Annotated in this window: 14 protein-coding genes, 2 tRNA genes and 2 pseudogenes; 2 read left to right on the forward strand and 16 right to left on the reverse strand. The window is 31.1% G+C overall.

The genetic code is table 11. From position 1 onward, the window contains the following. The 14 genes and pseudogenes from AC0L4B_RS01250 to mutS all read right to left on the reverse strand — a co-directional run bounded on the left by AC0L4B_RS01250 (position 1) and on the right by mutS (position 21,211). A complete protein-coding gene (locus tag AC0L4B_RS01250; RefSeq protein WP_473438203.1) occupies positions 1 to 3,051 on the reverse strand; it encodes a SusC/RagA family TonB-linked outer membrane protein in 3,051 nt (1,016 codons plus the stop codon). Between the two features lie 325 nt (positions 3,052 to 3,376). After that, the gene (locus AC0L4B_RS01255; protein ID WP_473438204.1) at positions 3,377 to 3,751 is read right to left on the reverse strand and encodes a cupin domain-containing protein; all 375 of its coding nucleotides are present in this window, start codon (positions 3,749 to 3,751) and stop codon (positions 3,377 to 3,379) included. Between the two features lie 17 nt (positions 3,752 to 3,768). Then, positions 3,769 to 6,041, reverse strand: a pseudogene (locus AC0L4B_RS01260) (alginate lyase family protein). A gap of 106 nt (positions 6,042 to 6,147) precedes the next feature. Then, positions 6,148 to 6,915 (reverse strand): SDR family NAD(P)-dependent oxidoreductase, encoded by a 768-nt coding sequence (locus AC0L4B_RS01265; protein ID WP_473438205.1) that lies wholly within the window; start codon positions 6,913 to 6,915, stop codon positions 6,148 to 6,150. A gap of 55 nt (positions 6,916 to 6,970) precedes the next feature. Beyond that, complete coding sequence (locus AC0L4B_RS01270; protein ID WP_473438206.1) at positions 6,971 to 8,245, reverse strand: Nramp family divalent metal transporter; 1,275 nt, start codon at positions 8,243 to 8,245, stop codon at positions 6,971 to 6,973. Positions 8,246 to 8,274: 29 nt separating this feature from the next. After that, a complete protein-coding gene (gndA, locus tag AC0L4B_RS01275) occupies positions 8,275 to 10,137 on the reverse strand; it encodes an NADP-dependent phosphogluconate dehydrogenase (protein ID WP_473438207.1) in 1,863 nt (620 codons plus the stop codon). Then, positions 10,080 to 11,189 (reverse strand): polysaccharide lyase family 7 protein, encoded by a 1,110-nt coding sequence (locus tag AC0L4B_RS01280; protein WP_473438208.1) that lies wholly within the window; start codon positions 11,187 to 11,189, stop codon positions 10,080 to 10,082. The genes gndA and AC0L4B_RS01280 overlap by 58 nt, the downstream gene beginning before the upstream one ends. Positions 11,190 to 11,288: 99 nt before the next feature. Next, entirely contained in the window at positions 11,289 to 13,589 is a 2,301-nt protein-coding gene (locus AC0L4B_RS01285) for a chondroitinase-B domain-containing protein (protein WP_473438209.1), read from the reverse strand. A gap of 14 nt (positions 13,590 to 13,603) precedes the next feature. Further along, positions 13,604 to 14,536: a polysaccharide lyase family 7 protein gene (locus tag AC0L4B_RS01290; RefSeq protein ID WP_473438210.1), complete on the reverse strand. Its 933-nt coding sequence runs from the start codon at positions 14,534 to 14,536 to the stop codon at positions 13,604 to 13,606. Between the two features lie 181 nt (positions 14,537 to 14,717). Next, positions 14,718 to 15,785, reverse strand: a complete 1,068-nt coding sequence (locus AC0L4B_RS01295) for a heparin lyase I family protein (protein WP_473438211.1) — start codon at positions 15,783 to 15,785, stop codon at positions 14,718 to 14,720. Between the two features lie 11 nt (positions 15,786 to 15,796). Next, positions 15,797 to 18,187: a polysaccharide lyase 6 family protein gene (locus AC0L4B_RS01300; protein WP_473438212.1), complete on the reverse strand. Its 2,391-nt coding sequence runs from the start codon at positions 18,185 to 18,187 to the stop codon at positions 15,797 to 15,799. 133 nt (positions 18,188 to 18,320) lie between these two features. Next, positions 18,321 to 18,404: transfer RNA gene (locus AC0L4B_RS01305), tRNA-Leu, on the reverse strand. A gap of 26 nt (positions 18,405 to 18,430) precedes the next feature. Beyond that, positions 18,431 to 18,502: transfer RNA gene (locus AC0L4B_RS01310), tRNA-Gly, on the reverse strand. 102 nt (positions 18,503 to 18,604) lie between these two features. Then, the gene (gene mutS / locus AC0L4B_RS01315; RefSeq protein ID WP_473438213.1) at positions 18,605 to 21,211 is read right to left on the reverse strand and encodes a DNA mismatch repair protein MutS; all 2,607 of its coding nucleotides are present in this window, start codon (positions 21,209 to 21,211) and stop codon (positions 18,605 to 18,607) included. 145 nt (positions 21,212 to 21,356) lie between these two features. Here mutS and AC0L4B_RS01320 point away from each other — a divergent pair, with 145 nt between their 5' ends. Beyond that, entirely contained in the window at positions 21,357 to 21,890 is a 534-nt protein-coding gene (locus AC0L4B_RS01320) for an RNA methyltransferase (RefSeq protein ID WP_473438214.1), read from the forward strand. On the opposite strand, the gene AC0L4B_RS01325 is transcribed toward AC0L4B_RS01320, so the two are convergent. After that, positions 21,891 to 22,370 carry a GyrI-like domain-containing protein gene (locus tag AC0L4B_RS01325; protein ID WP_473438215.1) on the reverse strand — a complete coding sequence of 160 codons (480 nt, stop codon included), beginning with the start codon at positions 22,368 to 22,370 and terminating at the stop codon, positions 21,891 to 21,893. Then, positions 22,360 to 23,496, reverse strand: a complete 1,137-nt coding sequence (gene folK, locus AC0L4B_RS01330; RefSeq protein WP_473438216.1) for a 2-amino-4-hydroxy-6-hydroxymethyldihydropteridine diphosphokinase — start codon at positions 23,494 to 23,496, stop codon at positions 22,360 to 22,362. Before folK ends, AC0L4B_RS01325 begins: the two co-directional genes overlap by 11 nt. Before the next feature lie 72 nt (positions 23,497 to 23,568). Between folK and AC0L4B_RS01335 the strand changes: the two are divergent. Continuing rightward, positions 23,569 to 24,274: pseudogene (locus AC0L4B_RS01335) on the forward strand (queuosine precursor transporter). The last annotated feature ends 18 nt before the right edge of the window (positions 24,275 to 24,292 follow it).

The raw sequence follows: 24,292 nt of genomic DNA on the forward strand, positions 1-24,292 counted from the left end.
TTAAAATTCAAGGTTTAAACCTAATGAAATTGTTCTTTGGATAGGAGAACCAGCTCTTTGATATCCATAAGTTGTAGCTGATGTATTATTTACAGACTCAGGATTAAAACCTGTGTAATCATCTGCTGTTACATATAATAAGTTTTGACCTGTTGCATAAAGTCTTGCTTTAGTAAATAATGTTTTATCTAATAAATCACTATTAAAGTTATAGCCAACACTAATTGTTCTTAACGCTATATAAGAAGCATCTTGAATAATGTCATCAGTAAAAATTTTCTCTTTAATAAACTCTTGATTAGGAGTAGAAGATATAAAATCTTGAGATGAATTAAAATGGTTAAATAAATATTGATCACCCATATTTCTTATTTCTGCACCATGACTACCTTGAAACATGAAACTTAAATCCACATCACCAAATTGAAAATCATTTGTTAAACTCCAAACAATATCTGGGTAAGGATCTCCTAATTTTGTTTTATCATCATCATCAATAACACCATCACCATTCAAATCTTTTACATAGACATCTTGAGCTTCACCTCCAATTGGGTGATATGGGTTAGATATATATTCTAATGGAATATCAGAATCTACAACCCATCCATAAAAAGATGATATTGGCTGACCAACTTGGTTAATCCATTCTGCTGCTCTCTTAGAATCTACATTTAAAATTTGACCGTTGGAATCTGCAAAATCAATTAACTCATTTTTATTTCTTGAAGCTAAAATTGTAGAAGTCCATTTAAAACCACTTGTGTTTATATTTTTTGTTCTAAGTTCTAATTCTATTCCTCTGTTTTCTACTTTTCCTATATTTACTAGTCCTTCACTAAAACCTGTTGTAGTTGATATTGGGTTTGATAATAAAAGTTGATCACTTGTTCTTTTGTAAACATCTACAGAACCTGTGATTTTATTGTTAAACAATCCAAAATCAATACCTGGATTTATTTCTATAGATCTTTCCCATTGTAAATCTGGGTTTGCAATATTAATTGCTCCAACAGCTGTATCACCACCATAACTAAATGCAGATACTAATGCTAATGACGGGTAATAATTTACTAATGCACTATCATCTAATACAGAGTTTGATGCTATTCTTAAACTATTGTTACCAGTAACACCATAACTAACTCTTAACTTAAGGTTACTAAAAACCTCACTATCAGACAAAAAATCTTCTTTTGAAACATTCCACCCTAAAGATGCTGCTGGAAAAGTACCATACTTATTATCCTCTCCAAAGACTGAGCTTCCGTCGCGTCTTAAACTTAAAGATGCTAAATATTTATCATCATAAGCGTAATTAAGTCTTAAGAAATAGGAAAACAAAGATTGCTTATACTCAAATTCATTACCTGCTCCAACAGTAGTTGTACCTCCTAATGTACCTTCAAGTTCAGAATTATACCCTGTTAATCTAGCTGCTTTATATTCTCCTTTAATTAACTCTGAAGAAACTCCTGCTACAGCAGAGATATCATTATTACCAAATTCGTTATTATATGACATAAAATTATCAGACACGAATCTAGAAACATTAGTTTTTTCTTGATCAAATTGAACAGCTGATTCGCCATTACGACTAGCTAAAGGACCTTGATCTCTTTCTCTAACTGTGTTTTGATAATCTCCACCAATAGTACTTTTAAATGATAGATTGTCATTAAAATCATACTTACCGTAAAAACTACCTCTCATTTTTAATTTGTATTCATTTCTTTGTCTTTCAATAACTTTAGCAGCAGGATTAGTATTAGACGTATTACTTATATCAACTAATGTACTACCGTCACCGTATAAATCATAGTTATCGAAATGACGTTGAGTAGCATAATCACCTATTTGAACATCAGGATAAATATCTCGATCTACAAATCTAATTGTGTTAGCGTCATGATAAACAGGCAACCATGGTGTTTGTCTCAATATATCATGTGTTGAACCATCAAAACGTCTTTTATCATTAAAAGAAGGATTTAAATTTATTCCAATACTTAGTTTTTCTGTAAGCTTTGTATCTAATCTTAACTTATAACTATAATTTTTAACCTCATCAGTTAATAATACACCTTCATCATGAATATAACCTAACGATGTACTAAATTTAGTTTTTTCGTCACCTCCTCTTGCACTGAAAGAGTGAGTTGTAATAACACCTCCATCAAAAATTATATTTTGCCAATCATTATCAACACCTATAAGTTGCTTATATCTTGTTCTATCTGACAGAGTTCCTGTTGCAGCTAATTCAGCTTCAACAGTTTCTGCTACTGAGAAATAATAATCCTCACTTTGTCTTGCTTCCTTAAAACCTGTTAAAGTATTATAAGTAAACTTAGTTTTTCCCGCTTTACCTTCTTTTGTGGTAATCATTATTACACCATTACCTCCACGAGAACCATAGATTGCAGCAGAAGCAGCATCTTTCAAAACCTCAAAAGATTCTACGTCATTCATATTCATAGAACCTAAATAGTCATTATCCACAACAATTCCATCTACTACAACTAAAGGGTCAGAACTACCAGAAACAGATCCTGTACCTCTAATTCTAATTGTAGGAGCAGAACCAGCTTCACCTTCTGTTGCTGCAATATTAACACCAGAAACTTGCCCTACTAAAGCGTCATCCACCCTTGACACTGCTATTTGATCTAAATCTTCATTTGTCACTTTAGAAATAGCACCTGTTAAATGGCTTTTCTTTTGAGTACCATAACCAACAATTACCACTTCTTCTAAAAGACTTGAATCTTCTTGTAAAGCTATATTTAATGTTGTGTTATCAAGTACAGGAACCGACTGAGACGTATAACCTACATATGAAAACACTAAAACATCTGTACTTTTTACAGTGATTTGAAAATTACCATCAAAATCTGTATAAGTACCATCATTTGCACCTGCTATTAAAACATTTGCACTTGGAATGGGAAGTTGATCTGTAGCAGATACAACTGTCCCTTTAACTGTTTTAGTTGATTGTCCTAAAACAGAAAAACTAGCAAAAAGCATTAGTAATAATGCGAATTTCATTTTTTTAACCATAATAATTAATTTACTTTTTGAGTTAGCTTGCTGGTCATGATATGTTATTAAACAAATCCCAATTAAAATTCAATAAACCCAAATACTACTTTTACAGTTAATATTCATTCAAATTTACACAAAAAAATTGGTCAACCAGATTGGTTAACCAAATATATATAAAAAAATGTTAATTACAACGTTTTCGTAAAATTTATATGTTAAAATAGCAAATGTTTGAGTTAATTTAGCAAACATTTGCTTTTAACACGCTTATAGACTAGTTATTTAGAACAAATCAGATACTTTAGCATAAGCACAATACTTTACTAAACTACTCTTTATCACTAAAATAAGATGGTCCAACTCCGCTTAAAAAGTCTTCTCTAACTGGACTAAACGTATCAATCAATTGTCCTTCTTCTAAACAAACTGCACTGTGCAATAAATTTGGCTCGATGTAAACACCATCTCCTGCTTCAACAATTTGCTTTACACCATCAATTTCAAATTCAAATTTCCCTGACACACAATATGTAGCTTGTGTATGAAAATGTTGATGTGGCGCACCCAATGCTCCTTTTTCAAATTTTACACTTACCATCATGATCTGGTTGTCATAACCTAAAAACTTTCTAGAAACTCCTCCTCCTAGTTGTTCCCATTCCATATCTTTTGACACTATGTACTTTTCGCTAAATCTTTTCATTTTTTAATTGTTTTATTTTATTTGAAATAATAAGAACCTGACCATTCATAGCTCTTACCGTTAATTATTACATTATGCTTATTTTCTTTTGAATTGTATGAATTTGAAGTAATAAACAACCTTACACTACCTTTAATATTAGTAATTTGGATAGCTGTATAATCTTCAGAGTCTAAAACTGTTGTAATTGATTTGATACTACTATTAGAATTTACTGCAGATTCCGAAACTGGACTATAACTACCATGTGCTTCAATAACCGAAACAAATGTTCTGTTTTTTGAATTTTTAGATCTAAGAATTAATGCAGGATCACGACGTAAATTAAAGTCAGGGTCGTTTGCTCCAATTCTAGCAAATAATAATTCGTCTTTAACTGATGTTTCTGTTGTTAAGGAGTAAAACTTATTATTATTAAACCATGAAAACTTAGTATTACCTTCGGCAGCTTTTCCTGATCCTTCTAAATATAAATGCTGATATCCATTATTAGAACCTAATGGTTTTAATGTTTTAGGCGAATTGTATTCAAAGTTTGTTTGCAATACTTGTCCGAAATAATAAAAAGGAAAATCATATTGGTTAGCTGTTGCTGAAGTCATCTTCATAATATCAAGTAAGTATGGTTTTTCAAAATCTTCATCTTTAATTATAGCCATCGTACGAAGCATTGTGGTTCCTGGATATGCATTTTTTTCAATTGCACTTACTACTTGCACATTTTCATTTTCCGAAGAAAAATAATTTAAATCGGAATGATGTAAACTTCCTATATCATATTTACCTTTAAAATGAGAGGTTTCATTTTGAGTTACTGTATTATGAGCAATGGTTTGTTTTGCCCATGTTTTATTTTCCTTTAGATAATTTCCTCCACCTTTTTGTTCGATATTTACAAAACGAGATAACCCGTAATCCTGAATAACTTCTTCACCATTTTCATAAAATGAATACGATAACTTATCGTAATGTCCATGACTAGAACCTTGTGCAGCGTATTTAAAAACTAGTTCTAAATTTTCGTTTCTTAAAACACCAACACCACCTTGTTTTCCTTCAGGACCATCAGATAAATTGATAGATTTTTTAGTAAACGGTTTTTCTTTTCCGTTTTTAATACCAAGCGCAACAGCTAAACCAGAATCGTCTAACAATACTTTATCTTGTTGTTTGGCAATTGATAACAAACCAGGATTTTGATTTCCAAAATGATAAGACACATCTACAGCTGTGACTAGTGCATTTGTGTAATACGACATTCCTTTTTGACCATCGTTTAAGGGGAAGAAATCGCCATCTGCATCAGATAAATTTAGTAATGCATTTATAGATTTTAAAAGTACGCCTTCTTTGTATTCGAAAATTTTAAGCTCAGGTTTTACATTATGTAATCCTTCTGCAAAAACTAAAAAAGGATACATAGCATAACGTTGATAATATGGTCCTTCATTATAATAACCATCTGGCGAAAAAGGCTCTTCAATATTGGCCAAAAAACCTACTTTTCCGTCTTTGTTTAGAAAACCACCATCGTCATCTTTTTTGTTAGCATCTAATTTTAAATCTTTAATTCCGTATAATGCACGATTAATTAACTCTTCGTCATCCATAACTAGACCAATCATTCCAACAGCTGCATTTCCCCAAGTACTATGGTTGTGTACACGTTGGTAAAATTGCGGACTATCTACAGAAATGTGATCTGCAAATGGTCTAAATAAATTTGTTTCTAGCTTGTTGCGTTCTTCTTCTGTTAAGTAATTATAGATACAATCGTAAGCCTGACTTACATAAACTAACCAATTAGAATCATTTAAACATTGCCAGAATAATTTTCCTCTAGCATAAGATCTTGTTTTTGGGTGTAACGGTAAGGTTTTATATAATGCTTCATATTCCATCAACATGTCTTTTACATATTTAGCATATTTTTCGTCATCTAGAATTTGATATAACAAACCTGCTTTTTGAAGAATGAACCAATTTTTTTATGTACAACGTGTGTATATCCACCAGAATAGTCTTTAGGGATTGGCACATCTATTCCTGTTTCAATTTCCGCATCAACTTCTTCTTTAATCGCTTGTAACGATTTATCAAAAATGGGAATAGTACCTAATTGTGCTCTAATGTCTTTTACACCTTGAGCAGTTAAAATAAGTTTAGGATGATCTTGTGTTGTTTCTGTTTCGATAGTCTTATTTGCAACAGCATTATCTTCATTTTTACATGAGGACAATACAACCAAAACAAACAGACAAACAGATCTAAAAGCTATACTTTTTTTCATACTTCAAATTGGTTTACCAATTTGGCTTACCAATATAGTTATAATATTTTGGTTGCCAAAAATGGATGGTTTTCTACTGAAAACACATTAATAATATTTTTTAAGCTTACATATTGTAAACACCTCCATTAATATCTAAAGTTGCACCTGTAATAAACCCATCATATTCTGATGCTAAGTATACTACTGCTCTTGCTACGTCATCTGCATTACCAGCACGTTCAATTGGAATACCTGCAATTGTCGCTGCAGCAGACTCTTTAGTTGTATGGGTGTTATGAAAAGAAGTTCCTAAAATAAGTCCTGGAGCAACAGCGTTTACTCTTGTACCTTGTGGACCAAACTCTGTTGCCAATGCTCTTGTAAAAGTTAAAATTGCACCTTTACTTGTAGCATAAGCCAAAGAACCTGGGTGACCACCTTTACGTCCTGCAAGGGATGCTAAATTTACAATACTACTATTGTTACTTTTGGCTAAATATGGGCCAGCTGCTCTAGTAACCAACATCATTGACGTCATGTTTATATCCATAACTTTGTGCCAAAAATCGGTTTTTAAATCTTCTAACAAATTACGAGCAACTAAAGATCCTGCATTGTTGATTAAAATATCTAAACCTCCTAAAGCTTCTACAGTTTTATCAACTACATTATTAGCATCTTCTTCTTTTGTTAAGTCACCACTAATTGCAACAGCTTTCACTTTTTTACCTGTTGCATAATCAACCAATTCATTTGCAGTATCTGCACTAGAAAAATAATGAATAGCCACATTTGCACCACTATCAATAAAATGCTTTGTAATCGCTTCACCAATTCCTTGTGCTCCTGCAGTGATTAAGATATTTTTTCCTTCTAATTTATTATTTTTCATTGTATTCTGTTTTTTAAATCGTAGTAAATAATTGATTATTTGTTAGTTAATAAATTTAAAAATGCTCCGTTAAAGCTATAATCCCATTATAAGAAATGATGCATGCAAAAAGTAGTGATGCAAACAAACCAATGTTTACAAACAAACTGGTTTTATAATTTTTCATTATTTTTTTATTATTCACCATAATGATGATTCCTAAAATTACAAGTGGTAACACAAAGACATTAAATACTTGTGATAATATTTGAATTTCTATTGGGTTTGCACCAAAAGCAGGACCAATTAAAGCAACCAAACAAGCAATAAAAGTGATGATTCTAAATTGTTTTGAATTGGTATCTAACTCACCTGATTGATAATCTGCAATTAATAAAGGAGCAATTAACAAACACGGAAATATTGAAGATAATCCAGCACTTAAAGCTCCAAAAAAGAAAATTGTAACAGCCCATTTACCAGCAACAGGCTCTAAAGTATTTGCCATATCCAATACATGTGTTACTTCTTTACCTTCATAAAATAAAGCACCAGCAGAAACAGCCATAATAACACCACTTATTATAAATATTAAAATAGCTGCTGTAATAGAATCCTTTTTTTGTTGATCTAAGTTATTAATCGTCCAACCTTTTCCTTTTACAAATAAAGGTCTTGATAAAAAAGTTGCCGAAGCCATAGTTGTACCAACAAAAGCTGCTACCAACATTTTCCCTCCTGGTACATCTGGTATTTTAGGGATCAAGCCTTTAACAACATCTAATGGTAATGGCTGCACAAAACATAATGACAACACAAAAGATAAACCCATTAAGGTTACAAAAATGACTAGAATTTTTTCGAAAAACGTATACTTACCAACTAACATTAATAAGTAAAAAGCAATAATAATTACAATTGCTGTTATTAAAACGGTTTCATATTTATAAGCACTTAACCCATCAAAATTAACAGCTAAAATTTCGTAAATGATATTAGATGAAATTCCTAAAATTCCCATTAAGGAATTCCATTGACCAAAGGTGATACCAACAATAATTAATATCGCTAAAGCTTTACCAAATTTTAAATGTTTTTTGAATCCGAAAAGTGCAGTTTCACCTGTTATTAATCCATAATTTCCGTAAGCAAACATTAATATCCCAGAAAACAAACAACTTAAAAATAATACCCAAAGTAAATCCATATTAAACTTACTTCCTGCAACAATCATAGACGTTACACTACCTGTACCAATGGTATAACCAATAGCAAAAATACCAGGTCCGAAACCTAAAATAATAGCAATAATCTTTTTAAGAAATGATTTTTTTTGTGTGCTTGCTTCCATAATAGTAATGCGTTGGTTAGTTAGTTTAATTAATTCCAGTTAGTATGATGTGGTGCTCCCGAATCATCATCTAACCTTAAATACGTGTGTGCACCAAAATAATCGCGTTGTGCTTGTATTACATTTGCTGAAGCGTAAGCTGTAGTAATTCCGTTAAAAAACTGAATAGCTTCACTTAAAGCAGGTGTTGTTAAATCATTTAGCAAACATTCTGAAACTACTTTTTTAACTGAAGGTTTCAATTGTTTCAATGAATTGATTAATTCTTCATTGGTTAAAATATTAGTCGTTTCTTTAAAAACAACAACCAATTCTTCCATTAAAGTTGATCTAATAATGCATCCATTTGTCCAAATTCTTGCAATTTCACTTAAATTAAGATTCCATTGAAACTTCTCTGAAGCTTCCGCAATCAATTTAAATCCTTGATAATGGTTTATGATTCTTGCAAATTGATAAGCTTCTAAAAGCTGGTTAGTTGAAATATTTAATTCTGAAATATTTTCAGTTTTAAAAAATGAATTCAACTGAAGCCTTTCTTTTTTATAAAATGAAATATATCTTGAAAATAACGCTGAACTAATTAATGTACTTGGTACACCTAGTTCTGCGGAAGCGATAGTGGTCCAATTACCTGTACCTTTATTTCCTGCTTTATCTAAAATCTTTTTTACTAACCAATCGTCACCTTCTTTCTTTTTAAAAATTGAGGTAGTAATTTCTAGTAAATAGCTATTTGCATCGTCTTTAAAGGACTCTAAAGTTTGAGAAATTTCATCAGGATTTTGACCTAAATTTTCCAAAATGATTGTTACTTCTGCCAATAATTGCATCTCGACATACTCAACACCATTGTGCACCATTTTTATAAATTGTCCACTTCCTTCTGGACCAACATAAGTGCAACATGGCAATCCATTTTTATCTTTTGCAGCAATGGTTTCTAGAAAAGGAGCAATTTTATTGTAAGCCTCTTTGTCTCCACTTGGCATAATCGAAGGACCTTTTAAAGCGCCTTCTTCTCCACCAGAAACACCAGTTCCAATAAAATGAATGCCTTTAGATTTTAAATAATCGTAACGTTCTTTTGTTTTTTTGTAGTTAGAATTTCCGCCATCAATAATAATATCATTTTCAGATAAGTGAGGCAGCAAATCTTTAATCACATAATCAATTGTTTTACCAGCATTTACCATGAGCATAATGCGTCTTGGTTGTTGTAAAGAATTTACAAATTCTGAAATTTCATCAAAAGCTTCTGCTTGCGACAATTCTTTATATTGTTCTTTAAAATTTTTGGCAACATCAACCTCAACAGCATCAACATGTCTATTAAACATCGCAATTTTAAATCCATTATTGGCTAAGTTTCTGCACAGGCTTTTGCCCATAACTCCTAATCCAAACAATCCAAATTCTGACGTTTTCATTATATTTTGTTTTATCTTTTTAATAATTTGTTCTGGTGTGAGACTAATATCAATTGAAATTGCATTATCAGGATTTTCTAAGGTTTCAAATTGCGTTTTTAATAATGCTGAAGGCATAAAATGATTGACCCTATTTTGCATTCTTTTATAAATCTGATCAAAGGTTCCTGTTAAATGAATCCATTTTGTTTGATTTTGAATACCAAAACTTAATGTATCACGATACTTTTGTTTTAGCGCAGAACAGACAATTACACAACTATTGTTTTTAATTTGCTTTTTTGCTAAATCATTTAAAGTCTCTAACCAACCTTGTCTATCTTCATCATTTAAAGCTTCACCATTAGACATTTTTTTGATATTACTTTCGGGATGAAAGTCGTCTCCATCAAAAAAAGGAATCTCTAATTCTTTGGACAATAAGTTTCCAACGGTGCTTTTTCCGCAACCCGAAACTCCCATGACAAAAAAACTGTATTCAAAATATTATTTTTTGGTACTGTTGATTCTCCTACGGTTGCAGATTTAAACCATACCTCTGCATAACTTCCGTTTTCATATTGCTTAGCAATATCACTTTCATAGATTTTAGAACCTGTTTTAACATTGGCTTGATTATATGCACCTTGTTTAAAGTAATTTATTTCACCAGCATATGCGATTTCACGCTCCTCACTTACTTTTCTTCGTGATGAATAATTGTCTATAATTTGTTGTGGAATAGATGCTTTTGTAGGAAAATCTGTTTTGATTAAGCTTTTAGTAAATGTTACCGTTTCGTGACCTTCACTTGTAAACGTTAAATACATAATACCTTTATAAACATTAACTTCATAACTAAATTCTTCATCTAAAGCAATGCCATCTTCAGGTTCATTTGGTGCAGTTGTAGCGTCTTGACCAACTATAGAAAAATCATTACCCCAAACTGCTGTTGAATAATCCCAACGACCAGCATTGTCGCCTTTGGTATTGATTTCGTAATTCCAAAAAACAGAACCTTTTGTGTGACCAGGAAATTTTTTGTAATAAATCTTTAAAGGTTCGTTTTCATGACCTGCTCCACTATGTATTTGTCCAACAACCACAGAAAAAGCAGACGATTTTGTTGCGTCTCCTGTTGTAGACACATGCTTTACTTTTAAAGTTCCTGTTAATTTTCCGCCTTCTTCTGGAATCCAATGTCTTTTTTCACCTAACTCTGTTCTGGTATTGCTAGAAGTTCTAGAAGTTATACCAGAATTTGGCGTTTTATAAACAACCCAATCGGTTTCATTTTCAGTTTCGACATAAAAGAAATCATCTTTTTGGAAACCAACTAAATCTTCAGATTTTGTTCCGTCACCTAAAAGGATTTTCCATTTATCCATAAACGGAATAACATCGCTTGGTGCTTTTTTCTCTATTTTGGTAACTGTAGATTGTGTTTCAGCTTTTGTTTCTGTTGACTTTCTTTCGTTTTTGCAAGACAATATTGTTAATAATATAACAAAGGTAAATAGCGAGTTTTTCATTTTGGATTTTATTTTTAAAATAGGCAGCAAATTACTTTGCTACCTATTTAGTAAGTGTTTTAATTATTTTAATTCAAAAGGCTTTAAAGTGATTCAGTACTAATAGACTAATTTCAATTTTAAATTTTGAACCACTTTAATCTCACCAGAGTTTTTAACCTCATTGTTTTCTGGCTTTTGGCCTTTTTCACCCCAAAGAATGGAGATATATTTTACAGGGTTATTAATAAATGTATTGTCAGCAAAAATGACATTTACAATACCTCTTGTTTTAATCAATATGTTGTCTTGATCTGTTTGACCTGACTTTGTAATTGTATTATTTTGAAAAACTAAGTTTCCTCCAATTGTAGACTCGTCATAACCACCACGATAATAATTTAAAACATCTTGATCCACATTGGTAAACGTATTGTTTGTAACGTAAACAAACTCGCTATTATAGTCTCCTTTATCGTTAGTTTCTTTATTTAATTGAATTCCGCTTTTACAATTTTTTATAATTGAATTTGTTACTGAAATGGTATCTGCAAATGACCCTTTTGAAACTTCAAGCACACTTTTAAAGTTACTTACTTCGGTATTTTTTAACCATAATCCGTAAGCACTTTTCATGTTTTTATCTAATGTTTTAAAAGCCGACTGATTGTCACTTCCTTTTAAAATGACATCTTCAATATGAAGTATTCCTTTTGGTTTCATTTGAAAAGCTGTTCCTTCAGCAGTAAACACTAATTGCGCTTTATTATTTTTATCTTTTGAAGTGATTGTAATGTTCTTATCAACTGGAAGCGATTGATTTATTTGATATTCAGCAGCATTCAAACTAATGATATCTCCTGAGTTAGCATTAGAAATGGCAGCAGCTAATTCTTGACTTGAATTTATCTCAATCGTTTGCGAAACTGAATCATTTTTTTGGTTTTTAAACCAGCTAGTACCATAATTTGATTGCTTGTATAAATCGTTATGATTATTGGTTTTAATAATCGCTCCTAAACTATTATTATCCTTGTCACGTTTGTTACCAAATAAGTCTGTTGTTATGGTTTCAAAATCAAAACCAGAATAGATTTGATTAGAATCGTAAGTCGGCACCTTCAAACTTTTACTAACCTCTTGAACATCTAGTTCCACTGTTTGTAAACCTTCTGGTTGCACTTCACTTTTGTTTGCACTATTTGTATAATTGTTTTTAAACAAGACACCATCTACTTTATCGTAGTTTTTAATTGGGTATTCAAATGGAGTTTGATTATATAAAATATTATTGGCAACTACAGTACGTGTTGGTCTTGCTGATCTAATTTCTGATTTAGGCAAAACTTCACTTTGTGATACATTAGAACCAACGCTAAAATGAAAAGGTGTTTTAGTATCTACAAATGTATTATATGCAATTACAGCATCTGTTACTTGATTATATCTATTTAAAGGCGATTTAGGAATACCATTCATTACCGCTAGAGGTGCTCTAAACGTACTTCCTTTTAATTTATAAAAATAATTATTGGTAATCCAATGACCTGTATTTATAACTCTTATACCTCCTATAAATTCAGAATTATCATTACCTATAAAAATATTCCCATCAATAGTCGCATAATTACCATGTCTTAATACTAAAGAACCTTCACTTTCAAAAAAGACATTATTTTTAAAAGTATTATTATTGGATTTACTAGAAATTATTTCGACCTCACCATTACAACGTTCAAATAAATTATTCTCAACATTAGTGTGTGATGGTGTCATTGATGTCCCACTATCTCCTATTTGCATCGTTTCACCGTGAGGACCTCCTTTTCTTGGTCTAGGACCAAAGTGATTGTTAACTATTTGATGGTAATTTTTTATATGTTGGTTACCCTTTAACATAACCATTACTGTTGGTCCAAAATTAGATTTTCCAGCAATGTAATTATTACTAAGTTCATTATGACGTCCCCAGAATTCAACCCAATGATCACTTACGTCTCTATCAGGCTGCGTAAACTCTTCAATAACACAATTTGTAACTTTACTATGGTTAGCAATTAAAGTATCGTTAATTTTAAACTGAATAACATTACGTGATGGTGTGTAACCGTTTTTAAAATGAAGATCGTGTACTTCTAAATAATCACCACCAATTTTAAGATTAGAGACACCTTCTATGGTTACTTTCCCTGGAGTTTCAGCTCGTAAAACAATAGGTTTTGCTTCAGTCCCTTGACCTGAAAAATTAATTTCAACATCTTTCCATACACCATTTGCTAAAACAATATGGTCTCCTGCTTTTACATCTTTAATAGCGTTGTTTAATTCGTCAATATCAGAAACCTTTATTGATTCTTTTTTTGAATCATTACAAGCTACGATTAAAATTAAAAGACAAAAAGATAAAATGTGTTTTTTCATTACTGATTTAGAAATTAGTGGTTAATGTTTAGTTGGTAATATTTTACATAAGAAAATGCATTAGCATCTGTAGTACCTAAATAATTACCAGCTTTAAAGTAATTTTCAAATGGCCATTTAGCAAGACTTACATCTTCATATATTAAAGGTGTTAAATTATTTAATTGCAACTCTAATTTTCCAGAAGATGCAGTTATTTTAAAATCAAAAGGTTCAAAACCTACGTAACCCATATTTGTAGATTCATCTGCCCATGTTGCACTTGTTACATCTAATAGATCTTCGCCTGAAGTTGAAGGATCTACTAATGATTTTTTATAAGACCAAATAAATCCATTAATCCAACGTATTTTAATTAAAGGAGGTCCATTATTTGAAGTAAAACCATGAGTATCCATATCTGATTGCGATATGATACCATGGATTTGCATTACTATAGTTTTATGATACTGATTACTACTATTATTATCTTCTGAAATATCAACCAAATTTAAACGACCTTCCATAACTCCCCCTTCTTCTAAAGTCCAATTTTCTTTTGAATTTGAAGGATTTATAAGTTCTCTTAATTCAGTTCTTGAATACGAACTATTTGTTGTTGACACTTCAGGATAGGTATAGAAAACAATAGATTGATCATCAACATCATCATACATAAATGGTGCAATTGAAGTATTTATACGATAGCCTCCATTAATTAACGCATCAGGTTGATATTCATCTGGACTTCCATTATTGTTTTCGTCTACAGGTAGTGTGACTTTCCAATTTGAAAAATCAATATTTGCATAGTCATATTGGCTATCTTGGCTATCATCTGAAGATTGGTTATCATCAGGATTACCGAGTGTAGAAGGGCCTAAGTTTTGTGTTTCAGTTTGTTCATCAGAATTACTACAAGCTATACAAGCAAGTAATAAAACAGAATAAAAGAATAACTTTTTCATAACACAAATAATTGGTTTACCAATCTGGTTTACCAAATATATGGTTTTTTTAATACAAATAAAACAAAATACCCAATAAATGACATCAAAAATTAAAAAATCGTTAATTTGAACACTTAAAACCTATACAAAAATAGGATTTTAGGCTATTTTACAAGTTATTTAAAAATTTGATTTAATGTTAATTAATTGCATACTTAATGACTTTAAACACCTTACTATTTTTATAAAACACCATAAAATAATTACCGACTGCTAAACCAGTAGTATCAAAATTATTTTTATCAATTTTAAATTCTCCAATTAAGTTAGCTTCATTATCAAATAAAACAAATGCATTAATATCTTTTGGTTTAACAGATTTAATATTTAAAAAAGTATCTGTGGATTTAGATGTTAAAGTTTGGTAAATAGCTTTATCTAATAATTTTTGAGCTGTTAATTTTAAATCTATTTCTTGAATACTAAAACTAGCATAAAGCAAAGCTTCGTCTTTTAAATCTTGGCTATTATTTAGACTTCTATAAATTCCCCATTTTGGTCTTGAAAACAAAGCTTCCTCCTGCCACATATCCATTTTTAAATTTTCATAAGAAAAAACGGTTTCATTTGTCAAAACTTTTTTTAATTCAATAGCATATGATCCTTGATTGGAAAAAGTAATTAATTCTTTAACCTCAACCCAGTGCCCTTTAATTTGATCCAAGTCCATTGTTTTAATAGTTGTTTGCTTGTTTGTGGATGTATAACGTAACTCTAACTTATCTTTTGACCCTTTTCTTAATGTTAAAGAAATCATAGGAATTGACGCATAAGGACCACCTACAGATTTAATTTGGTGGATGTGAGTAAAACTTGAAGACACCTTAAAATCTTTTGGTAATTTAAATTTCCATTTATACTCAACCATTTCACCTTTAGTTGCTTTTAAATAACTTGGAGATGAGGCATAGGTTTTAATCTCATTGCGTTGTCTGTCGTATTTTTTACAACGGTCATTATCAGGACTGGTATGAATAGAAAACTTAAATACATCTGTATTTAACTCTTTATCAAACACCTCTTCTATATGTCTTCCAAATTGAGGATGATTACAATCAGGAGTCTCAACAACATCATAACCAGGTGCTAAAACTGCATTTATATCTTCGTAAGTATTTCCTGCTTCATTAGCCTCCAATAGAACTTGACTTTGAGTATTTTGAGCAATCAAAATACTTAATACTATTAGTAATTTTTTGATATACATTTAAAAGGCTTTTAATTAATTAGTCCTATAGTCTCAATTTGATTATTGCTTTTAAGTAAAGGTGATTTTTTACTTGGAATAAATTTTTTCTTGTCTTCCCATTTAGGACTTTTATAAATGATATTACTTTCTGAAGCACCTTTAGACACTTTTACAAATCCACTGTCATGGAATAAACAATTATCAATCTTATTACTACTACCCTCTAATACTACAGGCGTTTTTATTAAAAAACTATTATCGAATACACTATTTTGTATATTAACTTGGTGGATACCCTTAACTTTTATTATGCTTCCTTTTTCTTTATTAGAAACTTTATTAAACACACAATGATCAATCATTAAATTACCTCCTTTTATATTTGAATCGATAATGGAACGCTTATAATTTATAGCAAATTCTTCAATGTTATTAAAAATAGTATTTTCGATAATTAGATTATTTGCGTTAAATTGACCTTGATTTTTTTCATATGATAGATTTACCCCTCTAAAGCTATCTTCAAAACTAGAATTTTTAATTAAAATTAATTCGGCTATTGTTCCAGTATATCCCTTAATAATCGCTCCTCCATTATCATTTTTGAAATTTTTAAACACACAAGTATCTATGGTTAGATTATATAGATCTGATTCCATCTTATCTGGTGAAACTATTGCATATTTTACAGGAGTCTTGTTTGAGCCATCAAATGTAATATTAGTAATACTAACAGTTATTCCTGCACTAACACGTAATAAATAACTAAGAGGCTTTTCTAGTTTAGAACTAGCCATAATTATTGTTTTACCATCAGGAGAACCATTAATCTTTAAATCAGATTTTATTTTAATTTGTTTGTCTAAGTAATAAATCCCAGGTTTTAAACTAATAACATCTCCGTTACCTGCTTTAGATATAGCTTTTCTTAATGTTCCAACTCCTGGATCCACACTAATATCAACAGAAATAGATTTAGCTTTTGGAGTTTCAATTACAGGCTTCCATCCTGGACCAGTCCTAAGCGTCAATGCCTTAGGGTATTTATTATTTTCAAGATTGAAAGCACCAGCAACATAGTTTGTCCAAATTGACCCTGTTATATCTTTATCTGAAGCTTTATTGGTTGGTACAACATTTTTTAAAATAGCATTATTAATTGAAGGCATTGGTAATGCTTTAAGCATCTTCCAATCAATTGAAGCTTTAGTAAACAATAATGGATCTACTGTTGCTTGACTATCAACAATATTATTACTAAAAGTAATTCCGGTAATATTATCTTGAGCTTCAAAAACAGAATTCCCAGTTGTATTAGATATAATATTATTAGCAAATATTGTATTTATTGGAGCTAAGGTTTTTTCTTTATCCTTACCTGCACCAAAAGCTATTGGACCACAATTTATAATTGTATTATTTACAACCTCAACATTTTTTACTTGGTGATATCTATTTAATGGTGAATTTTTCACACCATTCATCATCACAATAGGTCCTCTGTAACCATCTCCTGTTAGTCCGACTAGTAAGTTATTTCTAACCACATGCCCTTCATTAATAATTCTAATTCCACCTGTATTAGCTACTGTATTTCCTAAAAACACGTTATTTTCTACCAATGCATTATTACCATGTCTTAAGGTCAAAGTACCTTTACTTTCTAAAAACAAATTGTTTCTATAAATATTATCTCCAGATTTATTAGAAATGATTTCGATTTCTCCATCACAATTTTTAAACGTATTATTTTCAACTATAGTTTTAGAAGATTTCATAGAATTAGCACTTGTTCCAATCCTTATAGTTTCTCCTCCATTTTCTCCCAAGTCAGGTCTGTGTCCAAAAAAATTATAATCAATAATATGATTATTCTCTATATGCGCATCTCCTTTTAACCAAACAACCAAAGTAGTCCCAGAAGATGTTTTACCTGTAAAATTATTATGATCGACTCTGTTATTTTTCCCCCATAAATCTACCCAATGATTTTTATTATCCGCATCTTTTACTTTATAATTTGAAATAGTCGAGTTTGTAAATCTACAGTTGTTTGCAAAAGTCTTACTATCCTTTTTAAACTGAACCACATATTTTGATGTTGTGACACCATCCTTAAACCATAATCCACTGACAATAACATATTCTCCATAAATACTTAAACTAGAATCACCTGTTAAAACCACATTACCTGGTGTTTCAGCTTTAATAATTACAGGTGCATCTTTAGTCGCTTGACCATAAGCTTTTAGGTTTACGTCTTTCCAAATTCCATTTTTTAAAATAATCGTACTTCCTGGCTTTACTTGACCAATTGCTTGATCAAACTCTTGAATGTTTGATACCGTAAAATCTTGAGAGAAAGCTACAGAAACTAATAAAAAAGAAAAAATTATTGAAACAACATTTTTTATAATCATAATAGTATAGAATAAATTAACTAGCGTAATATAATCAAAAAGGATTCCAAAATAAAAAAACAATTAAAGACAACAACACAAAGTAGTTTTTGAGCATAAAAAAAGCCTTATCAAAATATTGATAAGGCTTTAGTACTGAAGACGGGACTTGAACCCGTACGTCCTAATGGACATTGGATTTTAAGTCCAACGTGTCTACCAATTCCACCACTTCAGCATTGGTATATTATAAGAAAGTCTCAGAGCGAAAGACGGGATTTGAACCCGCGACCCCCACCTTGGCAAGGTGATGCTCTACCCCTGAGCTACTTTCGCAGTCTTTAAATGAACGTGCAATAGTATGATTGCGGGTGCAAATTTAGGACTTTTATAGGAACTACAAAGCTTTTTTTGAAAAAATTTTAAATTATTTTTTATCTACTTCTCTTTCAGTAACATACGCTTAATCTCATTTAGCTTCATTAAAGCCTCTACTGGTGTTAACGTATCAATGTCTGTAAGTAAAATCTCATCTTTTATGTTTTCAAGTAATGGATCGTCTAGATTAAAGAAACTTAATTGCACCTCATCTTGCATAGATTTAACTTTGTCTGTTAATTCTTCACTAGAATGACTTTTTTCTAGTTTTTTTAATATTTGATTAGCTCTTTTTAAAACCTGTTGTGGCATACCTGCCATTTTAGCTACGTGTATACCAAAACTATGCTCACTTCCTCCTTCTACTAGTTTACGTAAAAACAAAACATTGTCTTTAAGTTCTTTTACAGAAACATTAAAGTTTTTTATACGTTCAAAGGTTTCTGTCATTTCATTTAACTCATGATAATGCGTTGCAAATAATGTTTTAGGTTTTACTGGATGCTCATGCAGGTACTCACTAATAGCCCAAGCAATAGAAATTCCGTCATAGGTACTTGTCCCTCTTCCTATTTCGTCTAACAAGACTAAACTTCTATCTGAAATGTTATTTAATATGGATGCTGTTTCATTCATTTCTACCATAAACGTAGATTCTCCCATAGATATATTATCACTTGCACCAACACGAGTAAATATTTTATCTACAACACCAATTTTAGCTTCTTTTGCAGGCACAAAGCTTCCTATTTGAGCTAATAGTACAATTAAAGCTGTTTGACGTAAAATAGCTGACTTACCAGACATATTAGGCCCAGTAATCATTATAACTTGTTGTTTTTCTCTGTCTAAAAACACATTATTAGCAATATAAGGCTCGCCAATTGGTAATTGTTTTTCAATAACTGGATGACGTCCATCTACAATATCTAAATCATGAGAGTCATCTAAAACAGGATAGACATAATTATTATCTGTTGCTAATTGTGCAAAGCCACACAAGCAATCTACCTTACCAATTAGATAGGCATTTTGTTGCACAGGTTTTATGTATTGATTCATCCATAGGACTAAATCTGCAAATAATTTTTGCTCGATAGCCATTATACGTTCTTCTGCTCCTAGGATTTTAGCTTCATATTCTTTTAATTCTTCTGTAATATAACGCTCGGCATTAACTAATGTTTGCTTTCTTATCCACTCTTCCGGAACTTTATCTTTATGTGTATTTCTTACTTCAATATAATATCCAAAAACATTGTTTGATGCAATTTTAAGCGAAGTAATACCTGTACGCTCACTCTCACGCTCCAACATTTTATCCAAATAGTCTTTACCAGAGGTTGACAATGCTCTAAGTTCATCCAACTCGGTTGAAAAACCTGCTGCAATAGCATTCCCTTTTAGGATATTAACTGGAGCTTCCTCGTTTAAGGTTTCTTTAATTTTTTCGCGAAGGACATTACAACTTTGTAAATTATCTCCTATCACTTTTAAAGACTCGTTATCACAATTAGTTGCTAATCCTTTAATGGGAATAATAGCTTCAAGCGAATTTTTAAGCTGAATTACCTCACGTGGACTAACTTTTTGGGTGGCTATTTTAGAAATTAAACGTTCTAAATCTCCTATTAATTTTATGTGGTGTTGAATCTTATCTAAAACCACAGTATCTGTCTTTAAATATGATACAACTTCATGACGTTGCTTGATTTGATCTATTTGCTTTAAAGGCAATGCTAACCAACGTTTAAGCAAACGTCCTCCCATTGGCGAAATGGTTTTATCTATAATATTTAATAAGGTTACTGCATTATTATTGGTAGAGTTATACAGCTCTAAATTTCGGATAGTAAAACGGTCCATCCAAACGTAATCATCTTCCGCAATACGCGAAATTGAAGAAATATGCTGTAGTTTATTATGCTGTGTTTCGGCTAAATAATGTAAAATGGATCCTGAAGCAATAATACCTTCAGCTAAACCATCTACACCAAACCCTTTTAAAGATTTTGTATCAAAATGTTTTAATAGCGTTTCGTTAGCATAATCTGGTTGATACACCCAATCTTCTAAATTAAAGGTATGAAAATCTTCACCAAAACTATCTGTAAATTTATTTCGTTTAGGCTTAGCAACCAAGACTTCACTTGGACTAAAGTTTTGAAGTAATTTATCTATGTATTCTTGATTACCTTGAGAGGTCAAAAACTCACCTGTTGAGATATCTAAAAATGAAATTCCGATATTAACTTTTCCAAAATAAACCGAACATAAAAAGTTATTGGTCTTAGACTGAAGCACCTCGTCGTTTAATGCAACACCAGGAGTCACTAACTCTGTAACACCACGTTTGACAATACTCTTAGTTTGCTTTGGATCTTCTAATTGGTCACAAATGGCAACACGCTCTCCTGCTTTGACCAACTTTGGCAAATAGGTATTGATTGAATGATGCGGAAAACCAGCTAACTCAGTTTCACTATCACTACCTGCTCCTCTTTTGGTTAAGGTGATTCCTAAAATTCCAGCAGATTTTACTGCATCTTCCCCAAATGTCTCGTAAAAGTCACCAACTCTAAATAATAATAACGCATCAGGATATTTAGCCTTGATGGTATTATATTGCTTCATTAACGGAGTGACTTTTTTGCTTTTTGTTGCCAAAGGATATACGTTTTTATTAAGTTTGCAATGTAACTAAATATTGATTTTTATTGAAGTCAAATTGATTTAAGTTATAGATAATTATCCACAATGTAACGTTACAGATTGTCACTTTACAAACTTGTGCAAACTACAGAATATCTACATGAGAAAATTAAAAAATAGTGAACTAGACAGATTAAGCATTAACGACTTTAAATCTGCTAAAAAAACACCTATTATAATTGTTTTAGACAACATTAGAAGCTTAAATAATATTGGAAGTGTATTTAGAACTAGTGATGCCTTTTTAGTTGAAAAAATTTATTTATGCGGAATCACTGCGACACCACCACATAAAGACATACATAAAACAGCTTTAGGAAGTACAGATACGGTTGCTTGGGAACACGTTGAAAACACCATGGATTTAGTTGAAAAATTACAAGCTGACAATGTAAAAGTTTGTGCAATTGAACAAGCTGAAAATGCGACTATGTTAGACGATTTTAAAGTTGAAGCCAACACTAAATACGCTCTAGTTTTTGGTAACGAAGTTAAAGGCGTAGCACAAGATGTAGTTAGCGCTAGTGATGTGGTGATTGAAATCCCTCAGTTTGGAACAAAACACTCTCTTAATATTAGTGTTAGTTGTGGTGTTGTAACTTGGGATTTGTTTAGTAAACTAAAAGCGTTGTAACTATTTTACAGGCACCCAAATCTCCTCTTCTGTTATTGGATTTGACGGATGATAATCTTCAGGTAGTTTTTCAAAATGAGGTCTATCATCAATTTCAAACTCTGAATTAGGCAACCAAGTTGTATGTATATACTGCCAAGCTTCTAAAAAACCTTCTGGTTTTCCTTTGTAGTTAAAAACAGCATATTGTCCAGATGGTATCGTTAAGACTTCCATATTTTCTGGTAAACCCTCAGTATTTGACACCTCTACGCCTACCCATTTTTCAAATAATGTATTAGGCGACATTTTACTGTAATCAAATTGATCATACACCTGAATTGAAAACTTTTCTGCCCCAATACGGTTTAAAATCTGGTTACGATTTGGCATGAATTGTTTAGCTAACTTCGCTGTTCCTGGACCATTAGTTACAAAAGATAAGTTTGCTTTTAGGCCAACAATAATAATAGGTTTTGTGGCAATAATTTTAGGCTTCATTTTTACATATTTGTTTTAACAACCACAAATAATCTGCTCTGTTTTTGACAAAATCCTTATCAGAAATATCGATTATTTTAACATTAAATTCGGTTTGACTTTTCAAAAAATCTAAATAACCTGCATTAATTTTTTCTAAATAATCATCGTCAATTTCGCTTTCGTATTTACGACCACGTTTTTTTATATTCGCCTGAAGACGCTCGGTATTTTGATATAAATACACATATAAATCTGGCTTAGCTATCTCTTTATACATTAAATAAAACAGCTTTCGATATAACTTAAATTCGTCTGGTTGCAAAGTTATCTTAGAAAAAATCAAAGATTTAAATACGTCATAATCACTAACTATAAAATCTTTAAACAAGTCTAATTGATTTAAATCATCTGTAATTTGCTGGTAACGATCTGCCAAAAAAGACATTTCCAAGGTAAAAGCATACCGTTGAGGCTCTTTATAAAATTTTGGTAAAAACGGATTATCTGCAAAACGTTCTAAAACCAATTTAGCATTAAAATCTTTTGCTATTTGAGTAGATAAACTGGTTTTTCCTGCACCAATATTACCTTCAATAGCAATATAATTATGATTAGAAAAATCAAATTGTTTATTAGGATTTTTTAACCAGATATTTAAAGACTCTAAAGTTGTTTGATCTTTACATTGGTCTAATAACTGGTCAACAGTGACATTAAATTCTGGATGATTAAATGCAGATGCAATTTGCTGTAAAGGCTCTAATACAAAACGACGTTTATGCGCTTCGGGATGTGGTACTATTAAATATTTATCATTAATGACTTCATCTTCAAAAAAGATAATATCTAAATCTATAATTCTTGATTGATAGCCTGCCGATTTTTTAGGCAGACGACCTAATTGTTTTTCTATTTGCTGTAAAACACGCAGTACTTTTTTTGCTTTAAAAGTAGTTTGTACTGCAATACAAGTGTTTAAAAAATCATCTCCTTCAAAACCCAATGCCTTACTTTCAAAAACTTTTGCAATAGCAACTACATTACCAACTTCTGTAAATATAGCATCTACAGCGTTTTGTAAGTTTTTAAACTTTTCGCCTTTATTACTTCCTAACGCTATGTAAACTGTTTTAATCTCTTGCATAATTTCTTCAGCAAAATAACTAAAAGAAATTCACTTAGTTCTTATCTTTATCAAATCTGTTAATAAGTTTTTATGTCAATAAAAGATAAATTACTAGCTCAAAAAATCTATTTACTTCTAGGAGCTCTTTTTATAACCTCTTTAGTGGTTTCTAACCTTATATTTCAAAAATTTTTTTACTGGTACCTCTTTTGATATTACCATTTTAGGAGCTAAATTATTTGAAATTTCTGTTGGTATACTACCTTACCCTATTACCTTTTTAATAACCGATTTGATTAGTGAAATTTATGGTAAAAAGCGCGCTAATCAAATTGTGATTGCTGGTATTTTTGCTTCCGTTTTCTCGTTATTAATTGTGTTTACAGCCAACACAGTATCTGCAACCAATTGGTCTCCTGTCTCTGATAGCTTATTTACTACAGTTTTTGGCAATACAATTATTGCTGTATTTGCTAGTATGATGGCTTACCTATTAGCTCAATTAGTGGACATACAAATCTATCATTTTTGGAAGCGCATAACCAATGGTAAACATTTATGGCTACGTAATAATTTTTCCACCTTTTTATCTCAGTTTGTAGATACGTTTTCGGTTTTATTTTTACTATGTAGCTTTGGAGAAATTGGCTGGGACAAATTTTACGGTTTACTAATTAGCGGATTCATTTTTAAAGTTCTTATCGCTATAATAGATACGCCTTTTCTATATTTAGGTGTCTATTTATTTAAAAAACGATTTAAGCTAAAAGACAACCAAGAATTAAACCTACTTTAACAAATACTAAACTTTTAT

The sequence above is a fragment of the Olleya sp. NP1-10 genome, from assembly GCF_055804415.1.

Bases quoted from the DNA above. Each gene is read 5' to 3' on its own strand.
- AC0L4B_RS01320 (WP_473438214.1), top strand. From the start codon at position 21,357: ATGAGAAAATTAAAAAATAGTGAACTAGACAGATTAAGCATTAACGAC.
- AC0L4B_RS01250 (WP_473438203.1), bottom strand. From the start codon at position 3,051: ATGAAATTCGCATTATTACTAATGCTTTTTGCTAGTTTTTCTGTTTTA.
- gndA (WP_473438207.1), bottom strand. From the start codon at position 10,137: ATGGGAGTTTCGGGTTGCGGAAAAAGCACCGTTGGAAACTTATTGTCC.
- AC0L4B_RS01280 (WP_473438208.1), bottom strand. From the start codon at position 11,189: ATGAAAAACTCGCTATTTACCTTTGTTATATTATTAACAATATTGTCT.
- AC0L4B_RS01295 (WP_473438211.1), bottom strand. From the start codon at position 15,785: ATGTATATCAAAAAATTACTAATAGTATTAAGTATTTTGATTGCTCAA.
- AC0L4B_RS01290 (WP_473438210.1), bottom strand. From the start codon at position 14,536: ATGAAAAAGTTATTCTTTTATTCTGTTTTATTACTTGCTTGTATAGCT.
- AC0L4B_RS01255 (WP_473438204.1), bottom strand. From the start codon at position 3,751: ATGAAAAGATTTAGCGAAAAGTACATAGTGTCAAAAGATATGGAATGG.
- AC0L4B_RS01265 (WP_473438205.1), bottom strand. From the start codon at position 6,915: ATGAAAAATAATAAATTAGAAGGAAAAAATATCTTAATCACTGCAGGA.
- AC0L4B_RS01325 (WP_473438215.1), bottom strand. From the start codon at position 22,370: ATGAAGCCTAAAATTATTGCCACAAAACCTATTATTATTGTTGGCCTA.
- folK (WP_473438216.1), bottom strand. From the start codon at position 23,496: ATGCAAGAGATTAAAACAGTTTACATAGCGTTAGGAAGTAATAAAGGC.
- AC0L4B_RS01270 (WP_473438206.1), bottom strand. From the start codon at position 8,245: ATGGAAGCAAGCACACAAAAAAAATCATTTCTTAAAAAGATTATTGCT.
- AC0L4B_RS01300 (WP_473438212.1), bottom strand. From the start codon at position 18,187: ATGATTATAAAAAATGTTGTTTCAATAATTTTTTCTTTTTTATTAGTT.
- AC0L4B_RS01285 (WP_473438209.1), bottom strand. From the start codon at position 13,589: ATGAAAAAACACATTTTATCTTTTTGTCTTTTAATTTTAATCGTAGCT.